Source organism: Bacillus sp. JJ1532 (assembly GCF_036965085.1).
In the GTDB taxonomy this organism is placed as follows: Bacteria; Bacillota; Bacilli; order Bacillales; family Cytobacillaceae; genus Cytobacillus.
The window spans coordinates 1-20,734 of sequence record NZ_JBALOW010000129.1 but is presented as its reverse complement, the minus strand read 5'-3'; the positions used below and the strand labels follow the sequence as shown (position 1 = coordinate 20,734).

Here is a 20,734-nt window from a genome sequence, read left to right as displayed (position 1 = left end):
CTATTTACGAAAATAAAATCTTATTATTGACGAATACTAAGTCCGGGTGTATTATGGTTACATAAAGTTAACAAGTAAATAAAATGTAACCTTTATTATAGTTTAATAAATTTAGAAAGGATAGATGAAGATGAAAGACTTAACAAAAGAAATTGCTCACCTTGTAGATTGGCTGGGGGAATATGGAAAGGACCCTAAAGGTGGTGTAACCCGCCTGCTTTATACGAAAGAGTGGAATGAAGCACAAAAAGCATTAGACAAGCTAATGCAAGAAGATGGATTGACTACTCTTTATGATGAAGTTGGAAATTTATTCGGCCACTTAGAAGGCAGTAAGTATAAAAATGAAACAATTTTAACTGGTTCTCATGTTGATACAGTTAAAAATGCAGGTAAATTAGATGGTGCATACGGAATTTTAGCCGGTATCTTAGCTATTCGATACTTAAAGGAAACATATGGGCAGCCTTTACGTAATCTTGAAGTCGTTTCGTTTGCTGAAGAAGAAGGAAGCCGTTTCCCTTATGCTTTCTGGGGTTCAAAAAACCTTGTTGGAATGGCAAAGAAAGAGGATGTTGAAAACATATCAGATTTCAATGGTGTTCCATTCGTAGATGCTATGAGAGAAGCCGGTTTTAATTTTAGGGAAGAATCAGAAGCGTTCCGTACAGATTTAAAAGGTTTTATTGAAATTCATATTGAACAAGGCAATGTATTAGAAAATGAAGGAAAAAGCGTTGGGGTTGTTCACAGCATTGTCGGTCAAAGACGCTTTACGATTGACGTAACAGGTGTAGCGAATCATGCAGGCACAACGCCGATGGGATATCGTAAGGATGCTGTATTTGCAGCCAGCCAAATGATTCAAGACGTGATTAATAAGGCAATAGAGTATGGCGATCCACTCGTTGCTACTGTAGGAAAAATCGAAGTCAAACCGAACATCGTGAATGTTGTACCAGGGGGAGCATTATTCACGTTGGATGTTCGACATACAGAAAAAGAAGTACTTGTAAAGTTCACTGACGAATTAACTAGTATCATAAACAGGATTGCCAGTGAGTCCGGTGTAGAGGTTAAAATCGATATGTGGATGGATGAAGATCCAATTCCTATGGATCAACAAATCGTTGAAGCCATTGAGAAACAAACGAAAGAAACTGGTTTGAATTACAAAATGATGCATAGCGGCGCAGGTCATGATTCGCAAATCATTGCCCCAATTGTGCCAACAGCGATGATATTTGTGCCAAGCCGTAATGGTATTAGTCATAATCCTTTTGAATATACAAGCCCAGAAGAGTTAGCAACGGGTGTTAAAGCGTTAATTCATTCACTATATGTTTTAGCGTATAAAGAGTAAAAATGTTTACTAGTAAAAAGGTAAACTAATTTTTGTGAAATTTTACAATTATATTAATTAAAATAGGAGATGAGAGGCATGAAAACAACGAAGGAAGCATTAAAAAAATTAATGACAGTGAAATTAAATAAAGCGGGGCTTTCCGAAGAACATGCGGAAGGAGTGGCTGATGTATTGGCATATGCAGATGCACGAGGAATTCATTCCCACGGAGCAATGCGGGTGGAGTATTACGCAGAAAGAATCGCAAAAGGCGGCATTAACACAAATCCGAATTTCACGTTTGAAAAAACAGGACCTAGTTCAGCAATATTTGATGGCGATAACGGCGTTGGACATGTAGCAGCAAAAATAGGGATGGATCACGCGATCGATATGGCGAAAGAATCTGGGATTGCAGTCGTCGGCGTTAGAAGGATCGGTCACAGTGGAGCCCTTTCATACTTTGTACAACAGGCTGCTGAACAAGGCTTAATTGGCATTTCAGTTGTTCAATCGGATCCAATGGTTGTGCCTTTTGGTGGAAGTGAACCGTACTATGGAACAAATCCAATTGCGTTTGCAGCCCCTGGTAAAAATGACGATATGATCGTCTTTGATATGGCAACGACAGTTCAAGCATGGGGGAAAATTCTTCATGCACGCTCGAAGAATGAATCCATCCCGAATACATGGGCGGTAGATAAAAACGGTGAGTCGACAACAGACCCATTTAAAGTCAATGCTTTACTCCCAATTGCAGGTCCGAAAGGCTATGGATTAATGATGATGGTGGACGTTTTATCAGGTGTTTTACTTGGCTTGCCATTCGGAAATAAAGTTTCATCTATGTATAATGATTTAAGTGAAGGCCGTAATTTAGGTCAACTTCATATTGTTATCAATCCAGCATACTTTACAGACTTAACAAAATTTAAAGAAAACATTTCTAATACAATGAGCGATTTAAACAATATTAAACCAGCACCTGGTTTTGAACGAGTGCTTTATCCTGGTCAAAACTCTGTTATTGCCGAACAACAATCAGAAAAAGAAGGAATTGAAATTGTTGACGATGTATATCGATATCTTGAGTCGGAAGTTGTTCACTTCAATAAGTATGACAATAAAGACCCATTTGCAAAATAGTTTCTGAGGCTAACTATTAAGCAACCAGATTTTAATTTTTAATAGATATTATTAAACCCATATATCTGAGATGATTTAATTTAGATATTTTTAAATGGAGGTAAAATAAGTATGACAACAGTTATGACAAAAGATTTTTACACTGCAATTAAAGAAAGACGTTCTTACTATAGCATCAATAAAGAAGTAAAGGTATCTGATGATAGAATTGAAGAAATCGTTGAATTTGCCGTAAAATACACTCCATCTGCTTTCAATTCACAAACTGCACGTCTAGTTGTATTGACAGGAGAAGCGCATGATAAATTATGGAACATTACAACAGAAACGTTAAGAAAAGTGGTTGGAGAAGGAAATTTTGAAGGATCTCAGCAAAAAATGGATTCCTTTAAAGCTGGATATGGAACAGTATTATTTTTTGAAGATGAAGCAATTGTGAAATCTCTTCAAGAACAATTTGCTTTATATGCCGACAATTTCCCGATCTGGTCAAATCAAGCATCAGGTATGCATCAATTAGTGATTTGGTCAGCATTAGAAGCTGAAGGATTAGGAGCGTCTTTACAACACTATAATCCGTTAATTGATGAAGAAGTCAAGCAAGAATGGAATATCCCAAGCAATTGGAAGTTGATTGCTCAAATGCCATTTGGCAATCCAATTTCTCAACCAGGCGAAAAAGAATTCCATCCAGTTGAAGATCGTGTTAGATTTTATAAATAACACACAAAGGAATTAATAAAAAAATACCTCCCTATCATTTTGATGAGGAGGTATTTTTAACATTTATAATTTCATTTTAATAATTCGATTAGTGGAATGGTGCATAAAATCAGGCTGCAGACTTTTTGATCTTACCGAAAGTAAACAAATTGATTTTAGATACATTGCTTAGGGAGAGTGATTTTTAACATGGTTACGCTATATACATCACCAAGTTGTGCTTCTTGTCGCAAAGCAAAAGCTTGGCTTAGTAAATATGAAATTGATTATGAGGAAAGAAATATTGTTTCTACACCGTTGACGATTAATGAGATTAGAGGAATTCTTCGTATGACAGAAGATGGAACAGATGAAATTATTTCAGAAAGATCAGCTGTATTTCAAGAATTGAATATAAATATAGATTCTCTTTCACTTTCAGAATTATATCAAACAATCAAAGATCACCCTAAATTATTACGAAGACCACTAATTCTTGATGAAAAAAGGTTACAAGTGGGATTTAATGAAGAAGAAATTCGCAGATTTTTGCCTCGCCAAGTTCGTACACTCCATCATGATGAAGCTCAAAGAATGGTCAATTAATATAGACAACTATTTGGGATTAAAATAATATGTAATGGAAGTAATGCTCCTTATAATCATGTATTTAGACAAGAGTGTCAAATACATAATTATAAGGTTTTTTTACTATAGACCTAAAAGCTTTTTGCTGCTTCAATTGCTTTTGCAATAGCTTTTTCTTTAATCTCTTGAGCCTTTTCTGGAAATCTCTTATGCCCTTCTATAAATATACCTTCAAAAGAAGATACTTCAAAGAATTTCATCATAACTTCTAAGTAACGATGACCCATTTCCATATCAGCATCTGGTCCTTCTGAATAAATATCTCCACGGGCTTGAATGTGTATTGCCTTTTTACCTGTTAACAAACCAACTGATTTTTCTTTAGAGTATTTGAAAGTTTTCCCAGACACAGCTACACCATCAATATACGTTTTCATTATAGCTGGTATAGAAAAGTTCCACATTGGTGTAACAAATATATATTTATCAGCTAATAAAAATTGTCCCCCTAATTCAGCTAAACGACCTACTTTCGATCTTTCGCTTGGTAATAACTGATCAAATGAAATACCTGTCCGAAGTTTTTCCCAACCACTAAACACATCGGCATCAAGATATGGAATATTAGCCTTGTATAAGTCAAGATGAACTATTTCATCATTAGGATGTAAATCTCTATATGATTTGATAAATGCTTCTCCTACTTCCATACTATAAGATCCAGTTTCATCATGCGGATTCGCTGTAATATAAAGAACATTTGACATGTGTATCTTTTCCTGCCTTTCTAAAATCAAGAATACTCTCTGCTTCTGTGCTGAATGATAATCAAGCAACTGTATTCTTGATTATTGTTGTTTATTCAATGATGATATCGTTTATCTCTAATGAAAAATCACGAGTTGATACTTCTTTCTAATGGAGCTATAGTGATGCAAAAGTTGAACTATTCACTCGTCTACATTAATCCTTAATCCAATCTTCAGCCCAACCACTGATTGGCCCAAGAATTTTTCCTAATTCAGTTCCTTTTTTTGTGAGCAAATACTCTGTCCGAATAGGGCGTTCAGGTATGACATGACGTACAACTATTCCGTGTTCCTCCAGTTCTTTCATTCTTTCCGTGAGCACTCGTTTACTTAAATCTGGAATTGTTGCATGAATTTCACTAAAACGTTTGGGTCCACCAATTAACACATATATAATTAACCCAGTCCATCTTTTTCCGATTAGTTCAAAGGATTTTTCTACCTTAGGGCAAAGATCTTGCGGCTCGCTCATCTCCCTACATCTCCTTATTATCACTTTGTATAATGAAAATCCTGTATATTTATTGTAACCTAAACTGCTTTACTAATGAAGATAAAAATTGTTTGTTAACTATAAAATGATTAATGATAGCAATAACTTGAAAGCTATTATAAGTACCAAAACACGAGAATAACAAATATACTAATTATAAAAAGTAACCGATAAATTAGACGGGTTAAACCGGAATTTTATATGCTTGACTGTTAGGTTTTCATCCAATAATTGGTATGTAAAATGAACTGCAAGCAAATTTAATCAGATGGTCTTGGACCGGCAGCAAGACCAGAGTTTTCTACTGTCATAATTGGACGAACAGTAATATCTTTAATCACATTAATTTGACAAGATAAACGAAGACAATCATCAAATAATTGATCATCATTCAATCCTTTAGCCACAAATGCATTTTTTTCATTGCTAGTTACTTCAAGAAAATCACCTGCCAAAACTTCTACTCTACAAGTTGTACATTTTGCTTTTCCGCCACAGCGATGGAGAATATTTACACCATGATCTTCTAATGCTAATACTAACTTTTTTCCCGGTTCTACTTCAAAAGTACCTTGACCGATTACAGTAATATAGGGCATATTAATTCCACCTCACAAAAAATGATTGATCAAAATATTTTTTCTTCATAATTAGTTATTCTCATACTTAGCGACATTAAGACATAAAATGATTTTTTTCGCTAATAATACAACCATTTCCTCTTACTTAGAACTTAAAGGATTAATTGATAATTATAAATCTCGAATTCGAGATTTAATTCTTGCTTTCACATCAATTGAGTGGTAAAGTGATATTAAAGGTTAGCATTATAAAAGTAGTACAAACTAATGACTAAGCATAGTAAATAATTTACAACAAATTTTTTTAAAAAGTCACTTGATTAATCAAGTTAAACTTAAGGAGGAAGTACGATGTATAAAATTCCTGGGCATCATCATATTTCAATGATCACTAAGAACGCTCAATTAAATAATCATTTTTATCAAAACGTGTTAGGTCTTCGGCGCGTGAAAAAGACCGTTAACCAAGATGATCCTTCCATGTATCACTTATTTTACGGAGATTTAACCGGAAGTGCAGGTACAGAACTATCCTTTTTTGAAATGCCGTTAGCGGGAAGAACACATCGCGGAACAAATGCTATTACTCAAATCGGCTTACTCGTACCATCATTGGAAAGTCTTAAATATTGGAAAAAACGCTTTGAGCAATTTGAAGTTAAGCACAGTGAAATCACAACCTATGCAGGTAGAGCAGCACTTCCATTTGAAGATTCAGAAGGGTTGCTACTTGTTTTATTAAATAATAATGGAGAAGAGATACCAGATTACTGGATGGCTTGGGAAGATTCATCTGTAGAGCCTGAGCATCGTATTTTAGGAATGGGAACTGTGGAAATTACAGTGCGCTACTTGGAACGAACAGCTAAAACTTTAACAGAAATGTTTGGTTATATTGATGTGGTGCGCACAGAAGATGAAGCAACCTTTCAGTCTGTTGCCGGTCAAGCATTCGGTGAAATTGTTGTAAAGCAGCAAGAGGGGCCAAGTGAAAAGCCAGGGCGTGGGAGTATTCATCATTTAGCCATTCGTGTAAAAAACGAGGAAGAACTCCTGTTTTGGAATGAAGAAGTGAAAAAACGTGGATTCTATTCATCAGGCATTGTTGATCGTTTTTACTTTCAAAGCTTATATTTCCGTGATTCTAATGGGATTTTATTCGAAATTGCAACAGATGGACCTGGATTTACAACAGATTCTTCAATTGAAGATTTAGGAAAGAATTTAGATTTACCGCCATTTTTAGAAGAGAAACGTGCAGAAATTGAAGCCAAATTAAAGCCGCTTGATTAAGGGGAGATAAGAAAATGGAAAAATATCGTATCGATTTAAACAAAGGACTAGAATTTGGATTATATTCAATTGGTGATCATTTACTAAACCCATATACAGGAAGTCGCATTAGCGCTGAGCAACGCATTCGCGAATTAATTGAAGCAAGTAAGCTAGCAGATGAAGCGGGACTAGATGTTTTTGCTGTTGGTGAAAGTCATCAAACGCATTTTACAACGCAAGCACATACAGTCATTTTAGGTGCTATTGCACAAGCGACAAAAAATATAAAAATTGCGAGCTCGTCAACGGTGTTAAGTGTATCAGACCCCGTTCGTGTATATGAGGATTTTGCAACACTCGATTTAATCTCAAATGGCCGGGCTGAAATTGTCGCTGGTCGGGGATCAAGAATTGGTGCATATAGTTTGCTTGGATATGATGTCCGTGATTATGAAGAATTATTTGAAGAAAAATTAGAGCTGCTGTTGAAGATAAATAATGAGGAAAGAGTGACGTGGGAAGGGCAATTCCGTGCACCACTGGAAAATGCCTATATTCTTCCTCAGCCTCTAAATGGCCATATGCCGATTTGGCGTGCTGTTGGCGGTCCGCCTGCGAGTGCCATTAAAGCAGGCAATGCAGGAGTACCAATGATGCTAACAACACTTGGGGGCCCAGCGAAAAATTTTAAAATATCTGTAGATGCTTATCGTGAAGCTGCAGCACAAAATGGATTTGACTCAAGCGAGTTGCCTATTGCTACAACGAGCTTATTTTACACGGCAGAAAATTCACAGGATGCACTTCGTGAGTACTATCCACATGTGAATACAGGGATGCAGGCATTAAGAGGCGGCGGTTATCCGAAGCAACAATTCGCTCAGGCAGTTGACTATCGTGATGCATTAATGATTGGCAGCCCACAGCAAATTATTGAAAAAATGCACTATCAATATGAATTATACGGACAACAGAGATTCATGGCACAAATTGATTTTGGTGGTGTGCCATTCGATAAAATATTGAAAAACATCGAATTGATAGCAACAGAAATTTTGCCTGCAGTAAGAAAATTTACAGTTAAAAAATAGGGGGCAAGTAAAATGAAAATAGTCGGCTTATCTGGTTCAAAGGTAGGTTCTAAAACAAGAACAGCGATGAACTACACATTAAAATCTGCAAGTGAAAAATATCCAGACGCAGAAATTACGCTTATTGATTTAGCAGAATTTGAAGTTCAGTTCAGTGATGGACGTAATTATTGGGATTATGCAGGCGATACAAAATATGTAGCCGAAAAAATAATGGAGGCAGATGCCATTATTATAGGCACACCAGTGTTCCAAGCATCCATCCCAGCTACATTAAAAAATATATTTGATTTACTGCCAGTAAACGCATTTCGCGACAAAGTTGTCAGTATGCTGTGACAGCTGGCACTCCAAAGCATTACTTAATGGCAGAACAACAATTAAAACCAGTCTTGGCTTATATGAAGGCTCAAATCGTACAGACTTACGTATTTATTGAAGAAAAAGATTTCCTTCGAAAAGAAATTACAAATGATGATGTGCTGTTCCGTATCGAGCGTTTAGTCGAAGATACAGTAGTACTAACGGAAACATATGCGAAAATCCGCAAAGCTAAAGAAGCAGAATACGATTTTTAATAGAATTATAATATCAATACTTGCTAGCGAATTATACACCCTTAGCGACAATATGATTCAAAGGTATGATGAATGAATTAGGAAAAATATTGATACTGAAAAGGTTTTGACCGCTGGCTGACTTGAAAGGTTTTTAACAAGACTTTTTATGGTCAGCTTCTTTTAGATTTAAGCTATTAATAACCCTAACTTGACATATTGGAAAAGCCATGTGGCATAAATTGAATTGAAAATAAATATGTGTTAGGGCGGGTGATTATGATGGTTGTGAAATATAAGAATAATTGGATTCCTATTAAAACACTTGAAGAGATGTCCAAGACCAATTACGACGTCCTGATTGTCGGTTCAGGTCCCGGGGGAGGGGCAACTTTACAAAGACTTTGTGAGTTGTGGAAGAATCAAGGAGCCAAAAAGATTGGAATAATTGAAAAGGGTGATAAGTTATTTCATTCCCATTCCCTTAATATTCCTACGCAGAATGTGAATACAGCCCGAGATGTCCTTCTTCCTGATAATTCAACAGCTTTAGGTAAACGGTTACCACAATTTTCAGGAGCTACAATGGTATATGCACTTGGAGGCAGGTCATTGTTCTGGAATGCAGCCACTCCGCGCCCTATTCGGTCTGAGCTTAATAAATGGCCAATTCATCCCCGTGAAATAAATGTATATTATGGGATGGCCGAAAAATTATTACATGTTACAAGAGATTATGCTAAGGGCTCATCGATGCAAAATGTTATGTTAAAGCGACTCCATGCAAACGGGATTTTGGAAGCTGATGACATGCCTTTAGCTTTTGATATGACTCCATCCCGGCAAGGTGAAGTCCACTCAAATCCATGGTTTAGTTCGATCAATGCTTTAGCTGCTGCCTTGTTTGATCGGCCATATGACCTTGCAGTTAACGCTTATGCTTCTAGAATTATTGCTGAAAGTGGAAGAGTGTCGGGTGTCGAAGTATTTTCTGAAGACAAGAGGTCTCATATACTTCGCGCCAAAAATGTCGTAGTATCGGCTAGTACGTTAGAAACTCCGCGTCTATTGCTTAATTCTGGAATCCAAGGGCCTGCAATTGGGCGTTATTTAACAGGGCATGTATCCATTATTGGAATTGGAACAATCGATCGAAGACAGTTCTCTGACAAACTGGGCAATCTCGCTGTATTGAAATTTGAGACAAATGAGTCTCCATATCAAATTCAGATTCTTGGGCCAGACCAATACTTTTCATATCAGCAGTTTGAAGACAAAGCATTAAAGGATCAGCTTATGGTTGTCTACGCATCCTTTGGAAGGGTGGAGCCTCGAGCTGAGAACAGAGTGTACCTTACGGCTGAGAAGGATGAGTTCGGTGTACCGTTACAGCAAGTCCAATACTCTTTAAGCAACAAAGACCGTCAAGTAGCAAACCAGGTTGCCCAAGGCATTAGACAATCTGCAGCTGCTATGGGCGTGACTCTGGATGAATCTTCTTTGGCGCTGAGGCCGCCAGGGGCAGATATGCATGAGGCGAGTACAAGCAGAATGGGAGATGATCCTTCGACATCAGCGACTAACCGTCAAGGTCAAGTACATGGGGTTCAAGGGCTATTTGTAGCTGATAATAGTGTGCTTCCTTCATTAACTGCGGCTGGACCTGTACTTTCAAATGTTGCTTTGGCCATTAGACTGGCAGATCATATCGTTCGACAGTCACAGTAACATCGTATTAATAAATTGATAGCTTTCTCGATTGCAAATGTTCTTTCGTATCTTTCAATGTCAAATAATAGGTGATTATCCTAAAATCAAAATAAAAGTTAGTAGGTTAAAACCAACTTTTACTAGAGAAAAGTTGGTTTTTAATTTTTCTAATTGATTGACACAGACAAAGATAAAACGTAAAATTATCTCACATTAAAGATATTTAATTTAAAGATATTAGCTTTTAATTAGTGTCATAGAAAAATGTAAATTAATTAAAGGGGTGGATAATAAAATGAGTAGCCAAAATGTCTGGTCCAGAGGAATTAGAAGTGTAAAAAATGTCTCTTTTCAGGAAAATTCGCCAACTCATAAAGTTGGATTCGTTTTAGAACCGGGTAATTGGGAAGAATATGATCCATTTCTATTGATGGCGGAAGATTTTTTCCAGCGGGGGACATTCGGAATGCACCCGCATCGTGGAATAGAAACTGTAACATATGTGATTGATGGAAAGCTTGAACACTTGGATAACAAAACAGGCGGAGGGGAATTATTACCCGGAGATGTTCAATGGATGACAGCTGGTAAAGGGATCATTCATACAGAGGACCCTGCTTTGGGAGAAACCGTTCATTCCCTGCAGTTGTGGGTGAATCTGCCTAGTGATAAAAAAATGACAGAACCTCGTTATCAGAATATGCGTGCACAGGATATGCCAGTTCGTTTTGAAGATGGCGCAGTCATCCGTGTCTTTTCAGGCTCATCAATGGGTGTTAAGGCCGGCACGAAAAATCACGTACCTGTTACAATGGTAGAGATTATACTTGAACCGAATAAAACTGTCATCCAGGATCTTCCTGGTGGCTATAATGGATTTCTATATATAATAGAAGGAAAAGGTACTTTTGGTAGTAAAAATACGGATGGCGAGAAAGGTCAAGTTCTTTGGTTGGAACGTGGCATGGATGCCGAAAAGAGTGAAGTGAAGATTCAATCTAAAGAAAAATTACACGTGTTATTATATGCTGGCCGACCCATTAGAGAAAATGTTGTCGCTCGTGGTCCATTTGTGATGAATTCGGAAGAAGAGATTGTACAAGCATACAAGGATTTCAGAGAAGGGAAATTCGAATAAAAAAATATGTGACGATCTAGCCTAACTGAACATTCCTCAGTTGGGCTTTTTTAATATGGAAAGTATATGTCGAGATAGCATATAAGATGAACAAAGAGGGAAAATTGAGTATAAATATGATTTTGAATCAGGATTTATACCAGGAGGAAAACTTTCATGAAAATCGCTGCAATTATTGGCAGTAATCGTAAAGGATCTTACAACAGAAAGCTGACTGCTTTTATTCAAGAACGTTTTCAAGAGAATATTGAAATTGAAATTTTAAAAATTGAACAGTTACCAATGTACAGTGAGGATGATGAGTTTAATTCTTCTTCAATCGTAACGGAAATTAAGCAAAAGATTTCAGAAAGTGATGGTGTTTTAATTTCTACACCTGAATATAATCATTCCATCCCAGGACTCTTAAAAAATGCGCTCGATTGGGTTTCTAGAGTTGATACGGTTATGGTTAACAAACCGGTTATGATCATCGGCAGTACGACAGGAGCCCTAGGAACTGTTCGTGCTCAGATTCATCTTCGTCAAATTCTAAATTCGCCAGGCATTTCTGCCCTTATCTTACCTGGAAATGAAGTTTATATTACTTTTGTACATGAGAAAATGAATAAAGCGGGAGAGCTGATACATGAGCCAACTATTCAAATTTTGGATCGAACGATGAATAATTTTATTGATTGGATAGGAAAAAATAAATTGTAAAAAAGTAAGGTCTATACCCGTTAGTCTTATGGTTAAAGGGGTATCGACCTTTTTTATGTTTATAGAAATTTGAGAGAGAAGTAAGGAGGAAAAACTCAGAAAATAAGATAATTTTTAGTTTATATCTGAGAAATGCTAATACCCCATTTAGTTACGGTTTATATTTTTGTGAATTTTCCCCATGAACTATAATTTCTCCGCTGACGTTGAACTTCGTAACTTCGCCGCCTTCCAATGCGTAATTCGTAACATTGTCTCCATAAGTAATAATGTCTCCATTAATGGTCAAACTTTCAACTTTGCCTCCTGATTTAATACTTATTGCATTTGCCGCAAGCTTTGTTATTACGCCTTTGACTAGGGAATTACCCACAGAGCCATATGTTGTTACGTTTTCTTCCACAGTCATATTTCCAATGGGCTTGCTCACTTGTACGCCTATTGAGCCATCACCATAGGTAGTGATGGATTTAAACTTAATATTTTCAACCGTACCGTCATATTGGTTAAAGCCCCTAGCACCTAACCCATATGTAATAATATCTTGTGCCAAGAAATCTTTTACTGTACCAAAATTCACGAATCCAATACCGCTTGGGCCATAAGATACGATTGGATAATTACTAACCCATTTTTCAACTTTGCCCCAAGTATCCAGGACCATATCATTAACACCATAAGTCACAAGCTCACCGTGATGTTTAACGGTTTTTGCCTCAACACCATAAACAATGAAAACAGCAGCAGTAATGATATCTGCTGTACCATAGGGTAACATACCATTTGAATATACAGCACCTGTGGTTAGTGTTTCCAAATTAACTTTGCCACCTTCATCGCCAAAACCACAAACAAAAATGCCTGAGCCAATAACCGGAGCATTTTTAAAGCCTATGCAGATATTTGTTAATCTGCAATCAATCTTACTGTTTTCGTCAGAGTTAAAATTATAAACAGTCAGTGCCCCTTGGTATACATTAACGCCATACTTTTGTGGCTGCTCACTGTAATGTCTGGAATCGCAAGAAGTAATATGTATATGATCTGCAATCAGATTTATCTTGTCTGTTCCTTGCCTAGAAATAATTGAAACCTGCCCTGTAATATTCAAATTTTCAAGGACAATATTCCCCATATCTGGAATGCCGTAAACCGTATATATTGCTCGGTTAGCTTGTTTTGTCATCACTGTTAAGTTTGAGATTGTATTGTTGCGCGTCACACCAAAACCATCACTATTGTTAAAGCTCACCATCCATGAACCGTTACTTTTTCCTATTAATTTGTAGCCTTCAGGTAAAGTAATGGAATGCGGGGAAAGAATTGATGTTTCTATCTCCAAAACTTGTGGTGTATTTTCTGAAATGGCTTGCATCAATTCTAAAAGTGTAGTTATTTTTGTTATTTTCATTTTAAAATTCTCCCTTAAATTCTTCTCCTTTTCGATCGAATCCAAAAAAACTCTACTGCTGAAATTATTCTTTCCGAGGAACCTCTCCTCCATACAAACAGCGGACTTTATCAGATAATGATATATAGTTGGGTTATCGATTGCTGAGGATCGCCTAAACGTTATAGACCAAGATTGTAGGTGTAAATCAAATTAAATTTTCGAATAAGGAATGAAGTTTATCATTACTTTTGCAGAAATTTGATACAGAAGCCAAGAATAAGAAAATGGTAAAAGTGGGATAATTTTTATCTCTAATTCAAGATTTTTTAAGTTGAGATATTTGCGAGTTTGAGTTATGATGTGTTCATAGGTTATAAAAAGTAACCTTTAAACAAAAAGAAGACAAGTTGATGTGAAACCAATTTCATTTTCAGGCCTATTTAAGCTCAGTTCCTAGGAACTGATCACTATAAGATATTTAAATATTAAACAACAGGGGGAATAGATTATGATTAAAACATTGAAAAAAACAATATTAACAGGAGCTGCGGCAGCAACCATTTTAGGAACAGCATTTACAACTATTTCGGGAGTAGTAGCAGCAGCTCCCAGCAGATATACACAAAACCAAGAAGTGAAAGTGAATAATCACAAATATACACATCTTGAAAGATATAGCTATTCACAAATTAAACAATATGAATTTCGTTTCAAACAATTAGGCTATAACATTCATGATCAGCACTCTATTATGAATTTTCAAAGGCATTATCATTTACATGCCGATGGGATTCTAGGAAGAGCTACAATCGAGAAATTAATGCGTGTAACGTATAACCAATATGAAGTTGACCTTTTAGCACGTGCTATTTATATGCAAGCCTATAATCAACCATTCAATGCCCAAATTGGAGTGGGTTCTATAATATTGAACCGATTGCATCACAGTCAATATCCTAATTCCATCTATGGAGTTATTCAAAATGACAGCCAATTTAGACCAGTAATATATGGAAGATATGCTGACATAAAACTTGATGCCAAATACTATCGTGCAGCCTATAAAGCCATTCAAGGTATTGATCCTACCCGAAATGAGCTTTATGTTCAAAATAAATTAAATATTAAAGCCACTAGCAGCATTTCATTATCAGAAACAGGAAAAATCACTTACGGACAAAACGTATTTACTAGATAAATAATTTTCCATTCAATGATATGACGTGCAAACCCAGCTGAGCATTTTTAGGTTGGGTTTGCAATTAAATATAATAGAGAGAAGGACAATAATTTGAATAGAGTAGTAAATATGATGATGCCGTTGATAATTTTAACTTTCTTTGTAGTTGGTTTATCATATACACCTAATTCCGCCTATGCTGCTGAAAAAAATGGGGAAGATATCATCATTATTAATAAGAAGATAAATAAATTAGCCTATATTAATAGTCAAAACAAAATATACATTTTTTCCGTCGCAACTGGGAAAACAAAAGATTTAACTCCAATTGGAGAATATAGAATTGTGAATAAAATAATTGACCGACCTTATTATAAAAAAAATATTCCTGGTGGAGCTCCTGAGAACCCATTAGGTCGTAGATGGCTTGGTTTGAACGTATATGGCACTCCTGGTAATACCTATGCAATACATGGAAATAATAACGAAAACGCTATCGGAAAGTATGTTACAGCAGGTTGCATAAGGATGAATAACAATGAAATCGAATGGCTGTTTGGAATGGTAAAAAATAATACGAAAGTATGGATAGTAGATTCTAACGAGACATTTGAAAAAATGGCGGCAAACAGATTACTCGAAAAAGGATCTTTTACTGCCAAAAGCTAAGTGCAGTTTTTTAAAAGCAAAAAAATAGAACATATAATTGTAAAAATATATTAATTGATGAAAATGAATGGAGGATTAAATTATGATAGAAGTAACTGTTACTGTAAATGTTAACGGTAAAAATTATTTAACAAATGTTATTGGTGATAAAGGAATAACATGTGACAAAATTAACCTTATAGCTAAAGAACAAGTATTAAAACAATTGAGAAATAAGTAACTCATAAAAAAATAAAAAAGGGCTATCCTAAGCAGTATGTTTACAACTTACTTAGGGTAGCCTCTACATCTTTCAAGGAGTTTTTTCGGCTCCTTTTTCAACAGTGAATAATTAAGGCTCATGTAGACAAACTTATGGTAGGCTCTGGTTATAAATTGAGTAACTTGTTTAATTATTTTACAAGTTGTAAATTTCATCATCCATATAAAATAATGATTACAAAAAGGAGGTATGGCTCCATGAATCAGAATAATTGCGACTTTTCACCGATGAAACAATCATTAAAAAAGGATATCGTCCAAGTTATTTCAGCCCTGCAGAGTAGCTTAGAAACAATGGATAATGAAAATTATTGCCTTCTTGGAAATTTTGAAAAAATAAAAAATCAATTTGTACATATTGAAATGAAAGCAGCTACTTTTTATTTAAACTGTTATTTATCTCCGTTTACGGATAAATATCCGGAATTATCAATCTGTGTACAAAATATGTCTGATCGGAGACATGGAGGATTAATTGTTATTAAACGAGAGGATTCTCTTGAATCTTTGATTCATCCTGGTATCTCAATAGGCGCAGAATTGAGCCATACTTTATTGGAATCAATTTTTTTTCCGGGAAATCCTCTACATGATGGGGCTGTGTTGGTAAGTCAAAATCATATCGTCTCCGCAGCTAATGTCCTCCCGCTTTCAGACAAATATACGGGTGATAAAAAACTAGGTACACGTCATCGCTCTGCACTAGGTTTATCCGAAAAAAGTGACGCTCTTGTGCTTGTTGTATCTGAGGAGACGGGTAGAATTTCATTTGCTTTTAATGGAAGCTTGCACCCAATCACTACAGGAGAAATAATTTGAAGTTATAACCTAGGTTTTTCCAAGTCAAACGGAGAAGCCTAGGTTTTTAATTTAATTAAACCCTTAAATTAAATATCTCGAATTAAAAACAAAATGTTTGCGCTTTTATCAATTGCCTAGTAAACTGAAAGTGTGATGCCTGAAAAAATTCGGTTGAGGTGTATTAACATGGAAACATTTGAACAGGTAGTTAGAGTAAGACGATCAGCAAGTAATTTTTTGGAAAATAATCCAATTTCAAAAAAAGAATTGGATGAAATTTTTGAACTTGTAAAAATGGGACCGTCTGCATTTAATCTCCAGCATACAAATTATCTAGTAGTAATGGATCCAGAGTTGAAGTTAGGCGTAAAAAAGGCAGCAAATAATCAACATAAAGTTGGAACTGCTTCAGCAGTAATTATTGTTCTAGGTAATAAGAAGGCTTATCAAGATGTGGGGCAAATCAATGAAGGACTACTTGCTTTAGGAGTATTAAGCAAACAAGAGTATGACAATGAAATACAAGATGTAACGTCTTTATATGATCAGAGAGGAGAAGTATTCCAGCGTGATGAAGCCATTCGTAATGCTTCACTGTCAGCGATGTTATTCATGCTTGCTGCTAAAAGCAAAGGCTGGGACACTTGTCCGATGATTGGGTTTGACCCAGAACAATTGAAAAAATTATTATCCATATCTGATCAATATGAACCAGTATTAATGATTGCCCTTGGAAAGGAAAAAGTACAGAGCAGAAAACCAAGAGGGTACCGTAAACCAGTAGACGAATTTGTTACATATATTTAAATGATCATGCAAAAAGTTATTTAAAAAACTGGTTTCCCATTTATCTATAGGAAACCAGTTTTTTGTTATTAAATAATCTTTTTTGGAATCATAAATTCCCTTACTAGGAAACCTGATTGGGGAAAATGTAATCCCAATTGCCAGGCCCCAATCCCTCTTAGACGATAATTAACCATTAGCTGAAGTTTTTGAGCTCGGGCTCTTGAATCTTCGAACCATACAATATGTCGCTTTCCCGTTTCGTCTCGATACTGATAGAAAGGCTGCTGATATTCTGATGAATATTGGATTGGCACTTGATATTTCATAGCTGTTTCTACTGCAGTAGAGACAGATACGGCACGGGCACTTTCTACTGTTCCATTTGCCATTGTCCAATTATAACCATAGCGTGGAACACCAAGGATAATTTTATTTCCTCTCATGTGATTAAGAGCATACTCGATTGTTTTTCTCACTTCCCCAATGGGAGCAGTAGGACCAGGTGGACTGCTTGTTTCGTGCCAGTCATAAGCCATAATAAAGACAAAATCAACAGCTGCTCCAATTCCTCCGTAATCATAACCTTTTAACCAAGAAATTTCGTCACTTGTTTTAGCCGGTACCGCTACGGATGTATAATGTCCTTCAGGCCTCAATCGATTACTTAGAGAACGTAAGAAGCCACTATACAAATCCCTTTCACTTTCGCGAATCCGTTCAAAATCAATATTTACACCTGCATAGCCTTTTGTTTTGACAAGGTTGTAGATATTATTAATTAATCTTTCTCTAATTTCAGGAGTATTTAATACTTTTCTCGTTAATTCGGGACTAAATCCTGTCGGGGTCAAATTCGTGATAACGGCAAGGGGTGCAACCTTATTCTCTTTCACAATTCGAATAAGTTGTTGATCATCTAAAGTGCTCAAACTTCCATCTTCAAGAACATGGTATTCAAAAATTCCAAAAAAAGTATTAATCGGTGCGAAGGTTTGGACGATTACTTGATTCTTTTCAGGTGTAGAAGGTGTTATATAACTAAAACCTTCAGCTTCATACTTAAGTCTAGGGGGCAAATATAACCTCATTCCAACCATTAATATATCGGAGTGCAACCCGTTATATAAACGAATAGTTTCTATTGAAATTAAACTCATGTGAGAAATGGAATAAAGTGAATCCCCGGGCTGAACAATATATATATTTGTCGGAATTAGCAAATCTTGACCTGGTACTAATCTATCTGTTTTTAATCTGTTTATGTTGCGTATACTATCCATAGAGACTTGGTATTTAGTTGCAATCGAAAACACAGAATCACTCTCTTTAACGACATAAATAAACATGGCAATCCTCTTTTCGAAAATAAGTATTAGTTTAAATATATGTAATTGTTTTTATTGAATGTTGGAAATAAATTAAAGTGAAGGAAATACAAAAAGGGAATCGTGTATAATACATAAATTTTGGAGGAATACAAATTGTCTGATCTCTATTCACGTCTTTCCAAGGATGAAGCTGCGCTTCTTCTAGTGGACCATCAGACCGGACTCATTTCCGGCCTTGTCCGTGACTACGGTGTAGACGAATTCAAGAATAATGTTTTGGCTTTGGCCAATACTGCTAAATTTTTTAATCTGCCCGTCATCATGACCACAAGCTTTGAGAATGGTCCCAATGGACCGCTTATGCAAGAACTCGTCGATCTCTTTCCAAATGCGCCAAAGATCTCTCGACCAGGTCAAATCAACGCCTGGGACAACGAGGATTTCGTCAAGGCGATTGAGGAAACTGGCAAGAAACAACTGATTATAGCCGGTGTGGTGACCGATGTCTGCGTTGCTTTTCCGGCACTTTCCGCAGTGAAGGCAGGTTATGAAGTATTTGCTGTCGCCGATGCTTCCGGAACTTTCAACAAGCAGGTGGCGAACGCCGCATTAATGCGTATGGCTAATGCAGGAGTACAGCTCATGAATTGGTTTAGTGTGGCAAGCGAATTGCAACGCGATTGGCGCAACGACAAAGAAGGATTTGGCGCCCTGCTTGCAGGCCATCTTCCGGGTTATCAAAATGTAATCGGGAGTTATACGGGGGCTCAGCGCGACCTAGGCAATCAATAACTAAATTAACAGTGATTAACTTATCGGATCAAAAACGCAGCAAATTTGCTGCGTTTTTGATTATGAGAGGTTTAACTTGATTTCTATTCAGTTGAGTGGTAAAGTGATAATTAGGTTAATGTTAGGGAGGGGAAACGAGTTGCGTAATAATACGATGGGGTCTTTAATATGGTTACGCTTAATGCGTTTTACGAACCGCAGTAACCAGCTTTCGAATGATTTTTTAAAGCGTTTTGATATTACAACAGCACAATTTGATGTGCTCGTGCAAATACAAGTTTATCAGCCGCTAACGCAAATGGAGCTAGCTGATAAAGTAACAGTTACGCAAGGTGGTATTTCCCGAATGCTTGTACGGCTTGAAAAAGAAGGTTATATAGTGCGCAAGCAAGATTGGAAAACAAAAACGATCAGTCTCACTGAAAAGGGTGAAGCGATTTTAGATGAGGCGATGCCAGCTCAACTCGCGTTTCAATCGTCATTTTTTGATGAGGTTTTAAACGAGGAAGAAACGAAAACATTGTACACTCTGATGACTCGTATCCATAAACATAGCCAAAAAAAAGAATTACCGCCTTTGTAATTTTTTTTTGCATTATCGCTTGACTAATCAAGTTGAAAAACCAGTGCCTAATTTTGGTTATAATTAGTTTCAAATTTTCGATTGACTTAAGTTCTAATTTGATATATTATTAATTCGAGATAATTAAATCAAAGACATCTAAAGGAGACTTAAAACATAATGAATATTCTAGTAGTAAAAGCAAACAACCGCCCAGCATCTGAAGCAGTATCAACTAAAATGTATGAAGCTTTCATGAATAACATTGAAGGTGTAAACGTAACTACTTACGATGTATTTGCAGAAGATATGCCTTACCTTGGTCAAGATTTATTCAGCGCTTTCGGTAAAGTAGCGTCTGGCGAAGAAATGACAGACGTGGAAAAGCGTATTTTGGCTGCTAAACAAAAAGCAATGGATGCAGTAACAGCTGCAGATGTAGTTGTATTCGCGTTCCCATTATGGAACTTAACAATCCCAGCTAAATTACAATCTTTCATCGACTATATTTACCAAGCTGGATTTTCTTTCAAATATGATGAAAATGGCAATGCGGTACAATTATTAACTGACAAAAAATTCGTTGTTCTAAGTGCTCGCGGAGGCATTTACTCATCACCAGAAGCAGCACCAATGGAGATGGCTGCTACTTATATTAAAAATGTATGCGGCGGAGTATTTGGTATGAAGCTTGTTGATGAAGTGATAATTGAAGGACACGCTGCTATGCCAGCTCAAGCCGAAACGATTATTGCTGAAGGTTTAGCAAAAGTAGAAAATGTAGCAAAAGGTTTATCAGCTGTTACAGTATAATTATTAAAT

General features: G+C 36.3%; 22 protein-coding genes and 1 pseudogene. 18 read left to right on the top strand and 5 right to left on the bottom strand.

Going from position 1 to position 20,734, the window contains the following annotated elements; all coding sequences use genetic code 11:
* The first annotated feature begins 130 nt into the window (after nucleotides 1-130).
* From allC to spxA, 4 genes are all read left to right on the top strand, one after another.
* A complete protein-coding gene (allC, locus tag V7122_RS25045; protein WP_335529898.1) occupies nucleotides 131-1,363 on the top strand; it encodes an allantoate deiminase in 1,233 nt (410 codons plus the stop codon).
* Between the two features lie 78 nt (nucleotides 1,364-1,441).
* Nucleotides 1,442-2,491, top strand: coding sequence for an ureidoglycolate dehydrogenase (gene allD, locus V7122_RS25040; RefSeq protein ID WP_335529895.1), 1,050 nt, complete (start codon nucleotides 1,442-1,444; stop codon nucleotides 2,489-2,491).
* A gap of 123 nt (nucleotides 2,492-2,614) precedes the next feature.
* Nucleotides 2,615-3,214, top strand: coding sequence for a nitroreductase family protein (locus tag V7122_RS25035; RefSeq protein ID WP_335529901.1), 600 nt, complete (start codon nucleotides 2,615-2,617; stop codon nucleotides 3,212-3,214).
* Between the two features lie 189 nt (nucleotides 3,215-3,403).
* Nucleotides 3,404-3,799 (top strand): transcriptional regulator SpxA, encoded by a 396-nt coding sequence (gene spxA / locus V7122_RS25030; RefSeq protein WP_335490388.1) that lies wholly within the window; start codon nucleotides 3,404-3,406, stop codon nucleotides 3,797-3,799.
* A 113-nt stretch (nucleotides 3,800-3,912) separates the two neighbouring features.
* Here the strand turns inward: spxA and V7122_RS25025 are convergent, their stop codons facing one another.
* From V7122_RS25025 to V7122_RS25015, 3 genes are all read right to left on the bottom strand, one after another.
* On the bottom strand, nucleotides 3,913-4,548 hold the full coding sequence (locus tag V7122_RS25025; protein WP_335490385.1) for an FMN-dependent NADH-azoreductase: 636 nt from the start codon (nucleotides 4,546-4,548) through the stop codon (nucleotides 3,913-3,915).
* Between the two features lie 196 nt (nucleotides 4,549-4,744).
* On the bottom strand, nucleotides 4,745-5,062 hold the full coding sequence (locus tag V7122_RS25020) for a winged helix-turn-helix transcriptional regulator (protein WP_335347596.1): 318 nt from the start codon (nucleotides 5,060-5,062) through the stop codon (nucleotides 4,745-4,747).
* 281 nt (nucleotides 5,063-5,343) lie between these two features.
* Entirely contained in the window at nucleotides 5,344-5,682 is a 339-nt protein-coding gene (locus V7122_RS25015; protein ID WP_335529892.1) for a 2Fe-2S iron-sulfur cluster-binding protein, read from the bottom strand.
* A gap of 333 nt (nucleotides 5,683-6,015) precedes the next feature.
* Here V7122_RS25015 and V7122_RS25010 point away from each other — a divergent pair, with 333 nt between their 5' ends.
* The 6 genes and pseudogenes from V7122_RS25010 (at nucleotide 6,016) to V7122_RS24985 (ending at nucleotide 12,137) form a co-directional block, all read left to right on the top strand.
* Nucleotides 6,016-6,957: a ring-cleaving dioxygenase gene (locus V7122_RS25010; protein ID WP_335529891.1), complete on the top strand. Its 942-nt coding sequence runs from the start codon at nucleotides 6,016-6,018 to the stop codon at nucleotides 6,955-6,957.
* Nucleotides 6,958-6,971: 14 nt separating this feature from the next.
* Nucleotides 6,972-8,030, top strand: coding sequence for an LLM class flavin-dependent oxidoreductase (locus tag V7122_RS25005; protein WP_335529889.1), 1,059 nt, complete (start codon nucleotides 6,972-6,974; stop codon nucleotides 8,028-8,030).
* A 12-nt stretch (nucleotides 8,031-8,042) separates the two neighbouring features.
* A pseudogene (locus tag V7122_RS25000) lies at nucleotides 8,043-8,608 on the top strand (NADPH-dependent FMN reductase).
* A 258-nt stretch (nucleotides 8,609-8,866) separates the two neighbouring features.
* Nucleotides 8,867-10,315 carry a GMC family oxidoreductase gene (locus tag V7122_RS24995; RefSeq protein WP_335346795.1) on the top strand — a complete coding sequence of 483 codons (1,449 nt, stop codon included), beginning with the start codon at nucleotides 8,867-8,869 and terminating at the stop codon, nucleotides 10,313-10,315.
* Nucleotides 10,316-10,592: 277 nt separating this feature from the next.
* Nucleotides 10,593-11,435: a pirin family protein gene (locus V7122_RS24990; RefSeq protein ID WP_335529886.1), complete on the top strand. Its 843-nt coding sequence runs from the start codon at nucleotides 10,593-10,595 to the stop codon at nucleotides 11,433-11,435.
* Nucleotides 11,436-11,591: 156 nt separating this feature from the next.
* Complete coding sequence (locus V7122_RS24985; RefSeq protein WP_335529884.1) at nucleotides 11,592-12,137, top strand: NADPH-dependent FMN reductase; 546 nt, start codon at nucleotides 11,592-11,594, stop codon at nucleotides 12,135-12,137.
* Between the two features lie 151 nt (nucleotides 12,138-12,288).
* On the opposite strand, the gene V7122_RS24980 is transcribed toward V7122_RS24985, so the two are convergent.
* On the bottom strand, nucleotides 12,289-13,548 hold the full coding sequence (locus tag V7122_RS24980; RefSeq protein WP_335529881.1) for a hypothetical protein: 1,260 nt from the start codon (nucleotides 13,546-13,548) through the stop codon (nucleotides 12,289-12,291).
* A 490-nt stretch (nucleotides 13,549-14,038) separates the two neighbouring features.
* Between V7122_RS24980 and V7122_RS24975 the strand changes: the two genes are divergently transcribed.
* The 5 genes from V7122_RS24975 to V7122_RS24955 all read left to right on the top strand — a co-directional run bounded on the left by V7122_RS24975 (nucleotide 14,039) and on the right by V7122_RS24955 (nucleotide 17,248).
* Complete coding sequence (locus V7122_RS24975; RefSeq protein WP_335529878.1) at nucleotides 14,039-14,728, top strand: cell wall hydrolase; 690 nt, start codon at nucleotides 14,039-14,041, stop codon at nucleotides 14,726-14,728.
* Between the two features lie 93 nt (nucleotides 14,729-14,821).
* Nucleotides 14,822-15,379, top strand: a complete 558-nt coding sequence (locus V7122_RS24970; RefSeq protein WP_335529875.1) for a L,D-transpeptidase — start codon at nucleotides 14,822-14,824, stop codon at nucleotides 15,377-15,379.
* Nucleotides 15,380-15,461: 82 nt separating this feature from the next.
* Nucleotides 15,462-15,599 (top strand): BA3454 family stress response protein, encoded by a 138-nt coding sequence (locus tag V7122_RS24965; protein ID WP_335529872.1) that lies wholly within the window; start codon nucleotides 15,462-15,464, stop codon nucleotides 15,597-15,599.
* A gap of 239 nt (nucleotides 15,600-15,838) precedes the next feature.
* A complete protein-coding gene (gene cdaS, locus V7122_RS24960; protein ID WP_335354502.1) occupies nucleotides 15,839-16,459 on the top strand; it encodes a sporulation-specific diadenylate cyclase CdaS in 621 nt (206 codons plus the stop codon).
* Between the two features lie 168 nt (nucleotides 16,460-16,627).
* On the top strand, nucleotides 16,628-17,248 hold the full coding sequence (locus V7122_RS24955) for a nitroreductase family protein (RefSeq protein WP_335529869.1): 621 nt from the start codon (nucleotides 16,628-16,630) through the stop codon (nucleotides 17,246-17,248).
* Between the two features lie 68 nt (nucleotides 17,249-17,316).
* Here V7122_RS24955 and V7122_RS24950 read toward each other — a convergent pair whose 3' ends face one another.
* On the bottom strand, nucleotides 17,317-18,576 hold the full coding sequence (locus V7122_RS24950; RefSeq protein WP_335529866.1) for a glycosyl hydrolase family 18 protein: 1,260 nt from the start codon (nucleotides 18,574-18,576) through the stop codon (nucleotides 17,317-17,319).
* A 135-nt stretch (nucleotides 18,577-18,711) separates the two neighbouring features.
* On the opposite strand from V7122_RS24950, the gene ycaC reads away from it, so the two are divergent.
* The 3 genes from ycaC (at nucleotide 18,712) to V7122_RS24935 (ending at nucleotide 20,725) form a co-directional block, all read left to right on the top strand.
* Nucleotides 18,712-19,350 carry an isochorismate family cysteine hydrolase YcaC gene (gene ycaC / locus V7122_RS24945; protein ID WP_335488797.1) on the top strand — a complete coding sequence of 213 codons (639 nt, stop codon included), beginning with the start codon at nucleotides 18,712-18,714 and terminating at the stop codon, nucleotides 19,348-19,350.
* 139 nt (nucleotides 19,351-19,489) lie between these two features.
* Nucleotides 19,490-19,933 carry a MarR family winged helix-turn-helix transcriptional regulator gene (locus V7122_RS24940; protein WP_335346805.1) on the top strand — a complete coding sequence of 148 codons (444 nt, stop codon included), beginning with the start codon at nucleotides 19,490-19,492 and terminating at the stop codon, nucleotides 19,931-19,933.
* Between the two features lie 159 nt (nucleotides 19,934-20,092).
* Nucleotides 20,093-20,725 (top strand): FMN-dependent NADH-azoreductase, encoded by a 633-nt coding sequence (locus V7122_RS24935; protein WP_335346806.1) that lies wholly within the window; start codon nucleotides 20,093-20,095, stop codon nucleotides 20,723-20,725.
* Nucleotides 20,726-20,734: the final 9 nt, after the last annotated feature.

What these genes read in the sequence shown, in the direction of transcription:
- allC (WP_335529898.1), top strand. Translation starts at nt 131, where the DNA reads ATGAAAGACTTAACAAAAGAAATTGCTCACCTTGTAGATTGGCTGGGG.
- allD (WP_335529895.1), top strand. Translation starts at nt 1,442, where the DNA reads ATGAAAACAACGAAGGAAGCATTAAAAAAATTAATGACAGTGAAATTA.
- V7122_RS25035 (WP_335529901.1), top strand. Translation starts at nt 2,615, where the DNA reads ATGACAAAAGATTTTTACACTGCAATTAAAGAAAGACGTTCTTACTAT.
- spxA (WP_335490388.1), top strand. Translation starts at nt 3,404, where the DNA reads ATGGTTACGCTATATACATCACCAAGTTGTGCTTCTTGTCGCAAAGCA.
- V7122_RS25025 (WP_335490385.1), bottom strand. Translation starts at nt 4,548, where the DNA reads ATGTCAAATGTTCTTTATATTACAGCGAATCCGCATGATGAAACTGGA.
- V7122_RS25020 (WP_335347596.1), bottom strand. Translation starts at nt 5,062, where the DNA reads ATGAGCGAGCCGCAAGATCTTTGCCCTAAGGTAGAAAAATCCTTTGAA.
- V7122_RS25015 (WP_335529892.1), bottom strand. Translation starts at nt 5,682, where the DNA reads ATGCCCTATATTACTGTAATCGGTCAAGGTACTTTTGAAGTAGAACCG.
- V7122_RS25010 (WP_335529891.1), top strand. Translation starts at nt 6,016, where the DNA reads ATGTATAAAATTCCTGGGCATCATCATATTTCAATGATCACTAAGAAC.
- V7122_RS25005 (WP_335529889.1), top strand. Translation starts at nt 6,972, where the DNA reads ATGGAAAAATATCGTATCGATTTAAACAAAGGACTAGAATTTGGATTA.
- V7122_RS24995 (WP_335346795.1), top strand. Translation starts at nt 8,867, where the DNA reads ATGATGGTTGTGAAATATAAGAATAATTGGATTCCTATTAAAACACTT.
- V7122_RS24990 (WP_335529886.1), top strand. Translation starts at nt 10,593, where the DNA reads ATGAGTAGCCAAAATGTCTGGTCCAGAGGAATTAGAAGTGTAAAAAAT.
- V7122_RS24985 (WP_335529884.1), top strand. Translation starts at nt 11,592, where the DNA reads ATGAAAATCGCTGCAATTATTGGCAGTAATCGTAAAGGATCTTACAAC.
- V7122_RS24980 (WP_335529881.1), bottom strand. Translation starts at nt 13,548, where the DNA reads ATGAAAATAACAAAAATAACTACACTTTTAGAATTGATGCAAGCCATT.
- V7122_RS24975 (WP_335529878.1), top strand. Translation starts at nt 14,039, where the DNA reads ATGATTAAAACATTGAAAAAAACAATATTAACAGGAGCTGCGGCAGCA.
- V7122_RS24965 (WP_335529872.1), top strand. Translation starts at nt 15,462, where the DNA reads ATGATAGAAGTAACTGTTACTGTAAATGTTAACGGTAAAAATTATTTA.
- cdaS (WP_335354502.1), top strand. Translation starts at nt 15,839, where the DNA reads ATGAATCAGAATAATTGCGACTTTTCACCGATGAAACAATCATTAAAA.
- V7122_RS24955 (WP_335529869.1), top strand. Translation starts at nt 16,628, where the DNA reads ATGGAAACATTTGAACAGGTAGTTAGAGTAAGACGATCAGCAAGTAAT.
- V7122_RS24950 (WP_335529866.1), bottom strand. Translation starts at nt 18,576, where the DNA reads ATGTTTATTTATGTCGTTAAAGAGAGTGATTCTGTGTTTTCGATTGCA.
- V7122_RS24935 (WP_335346806.1), top strand. Translation starts at nt 20,093, where the DNA reads ATGAATATTCTAGTAGTAAAAGCAAACAACCGCCCAGCATCTGAAGCA.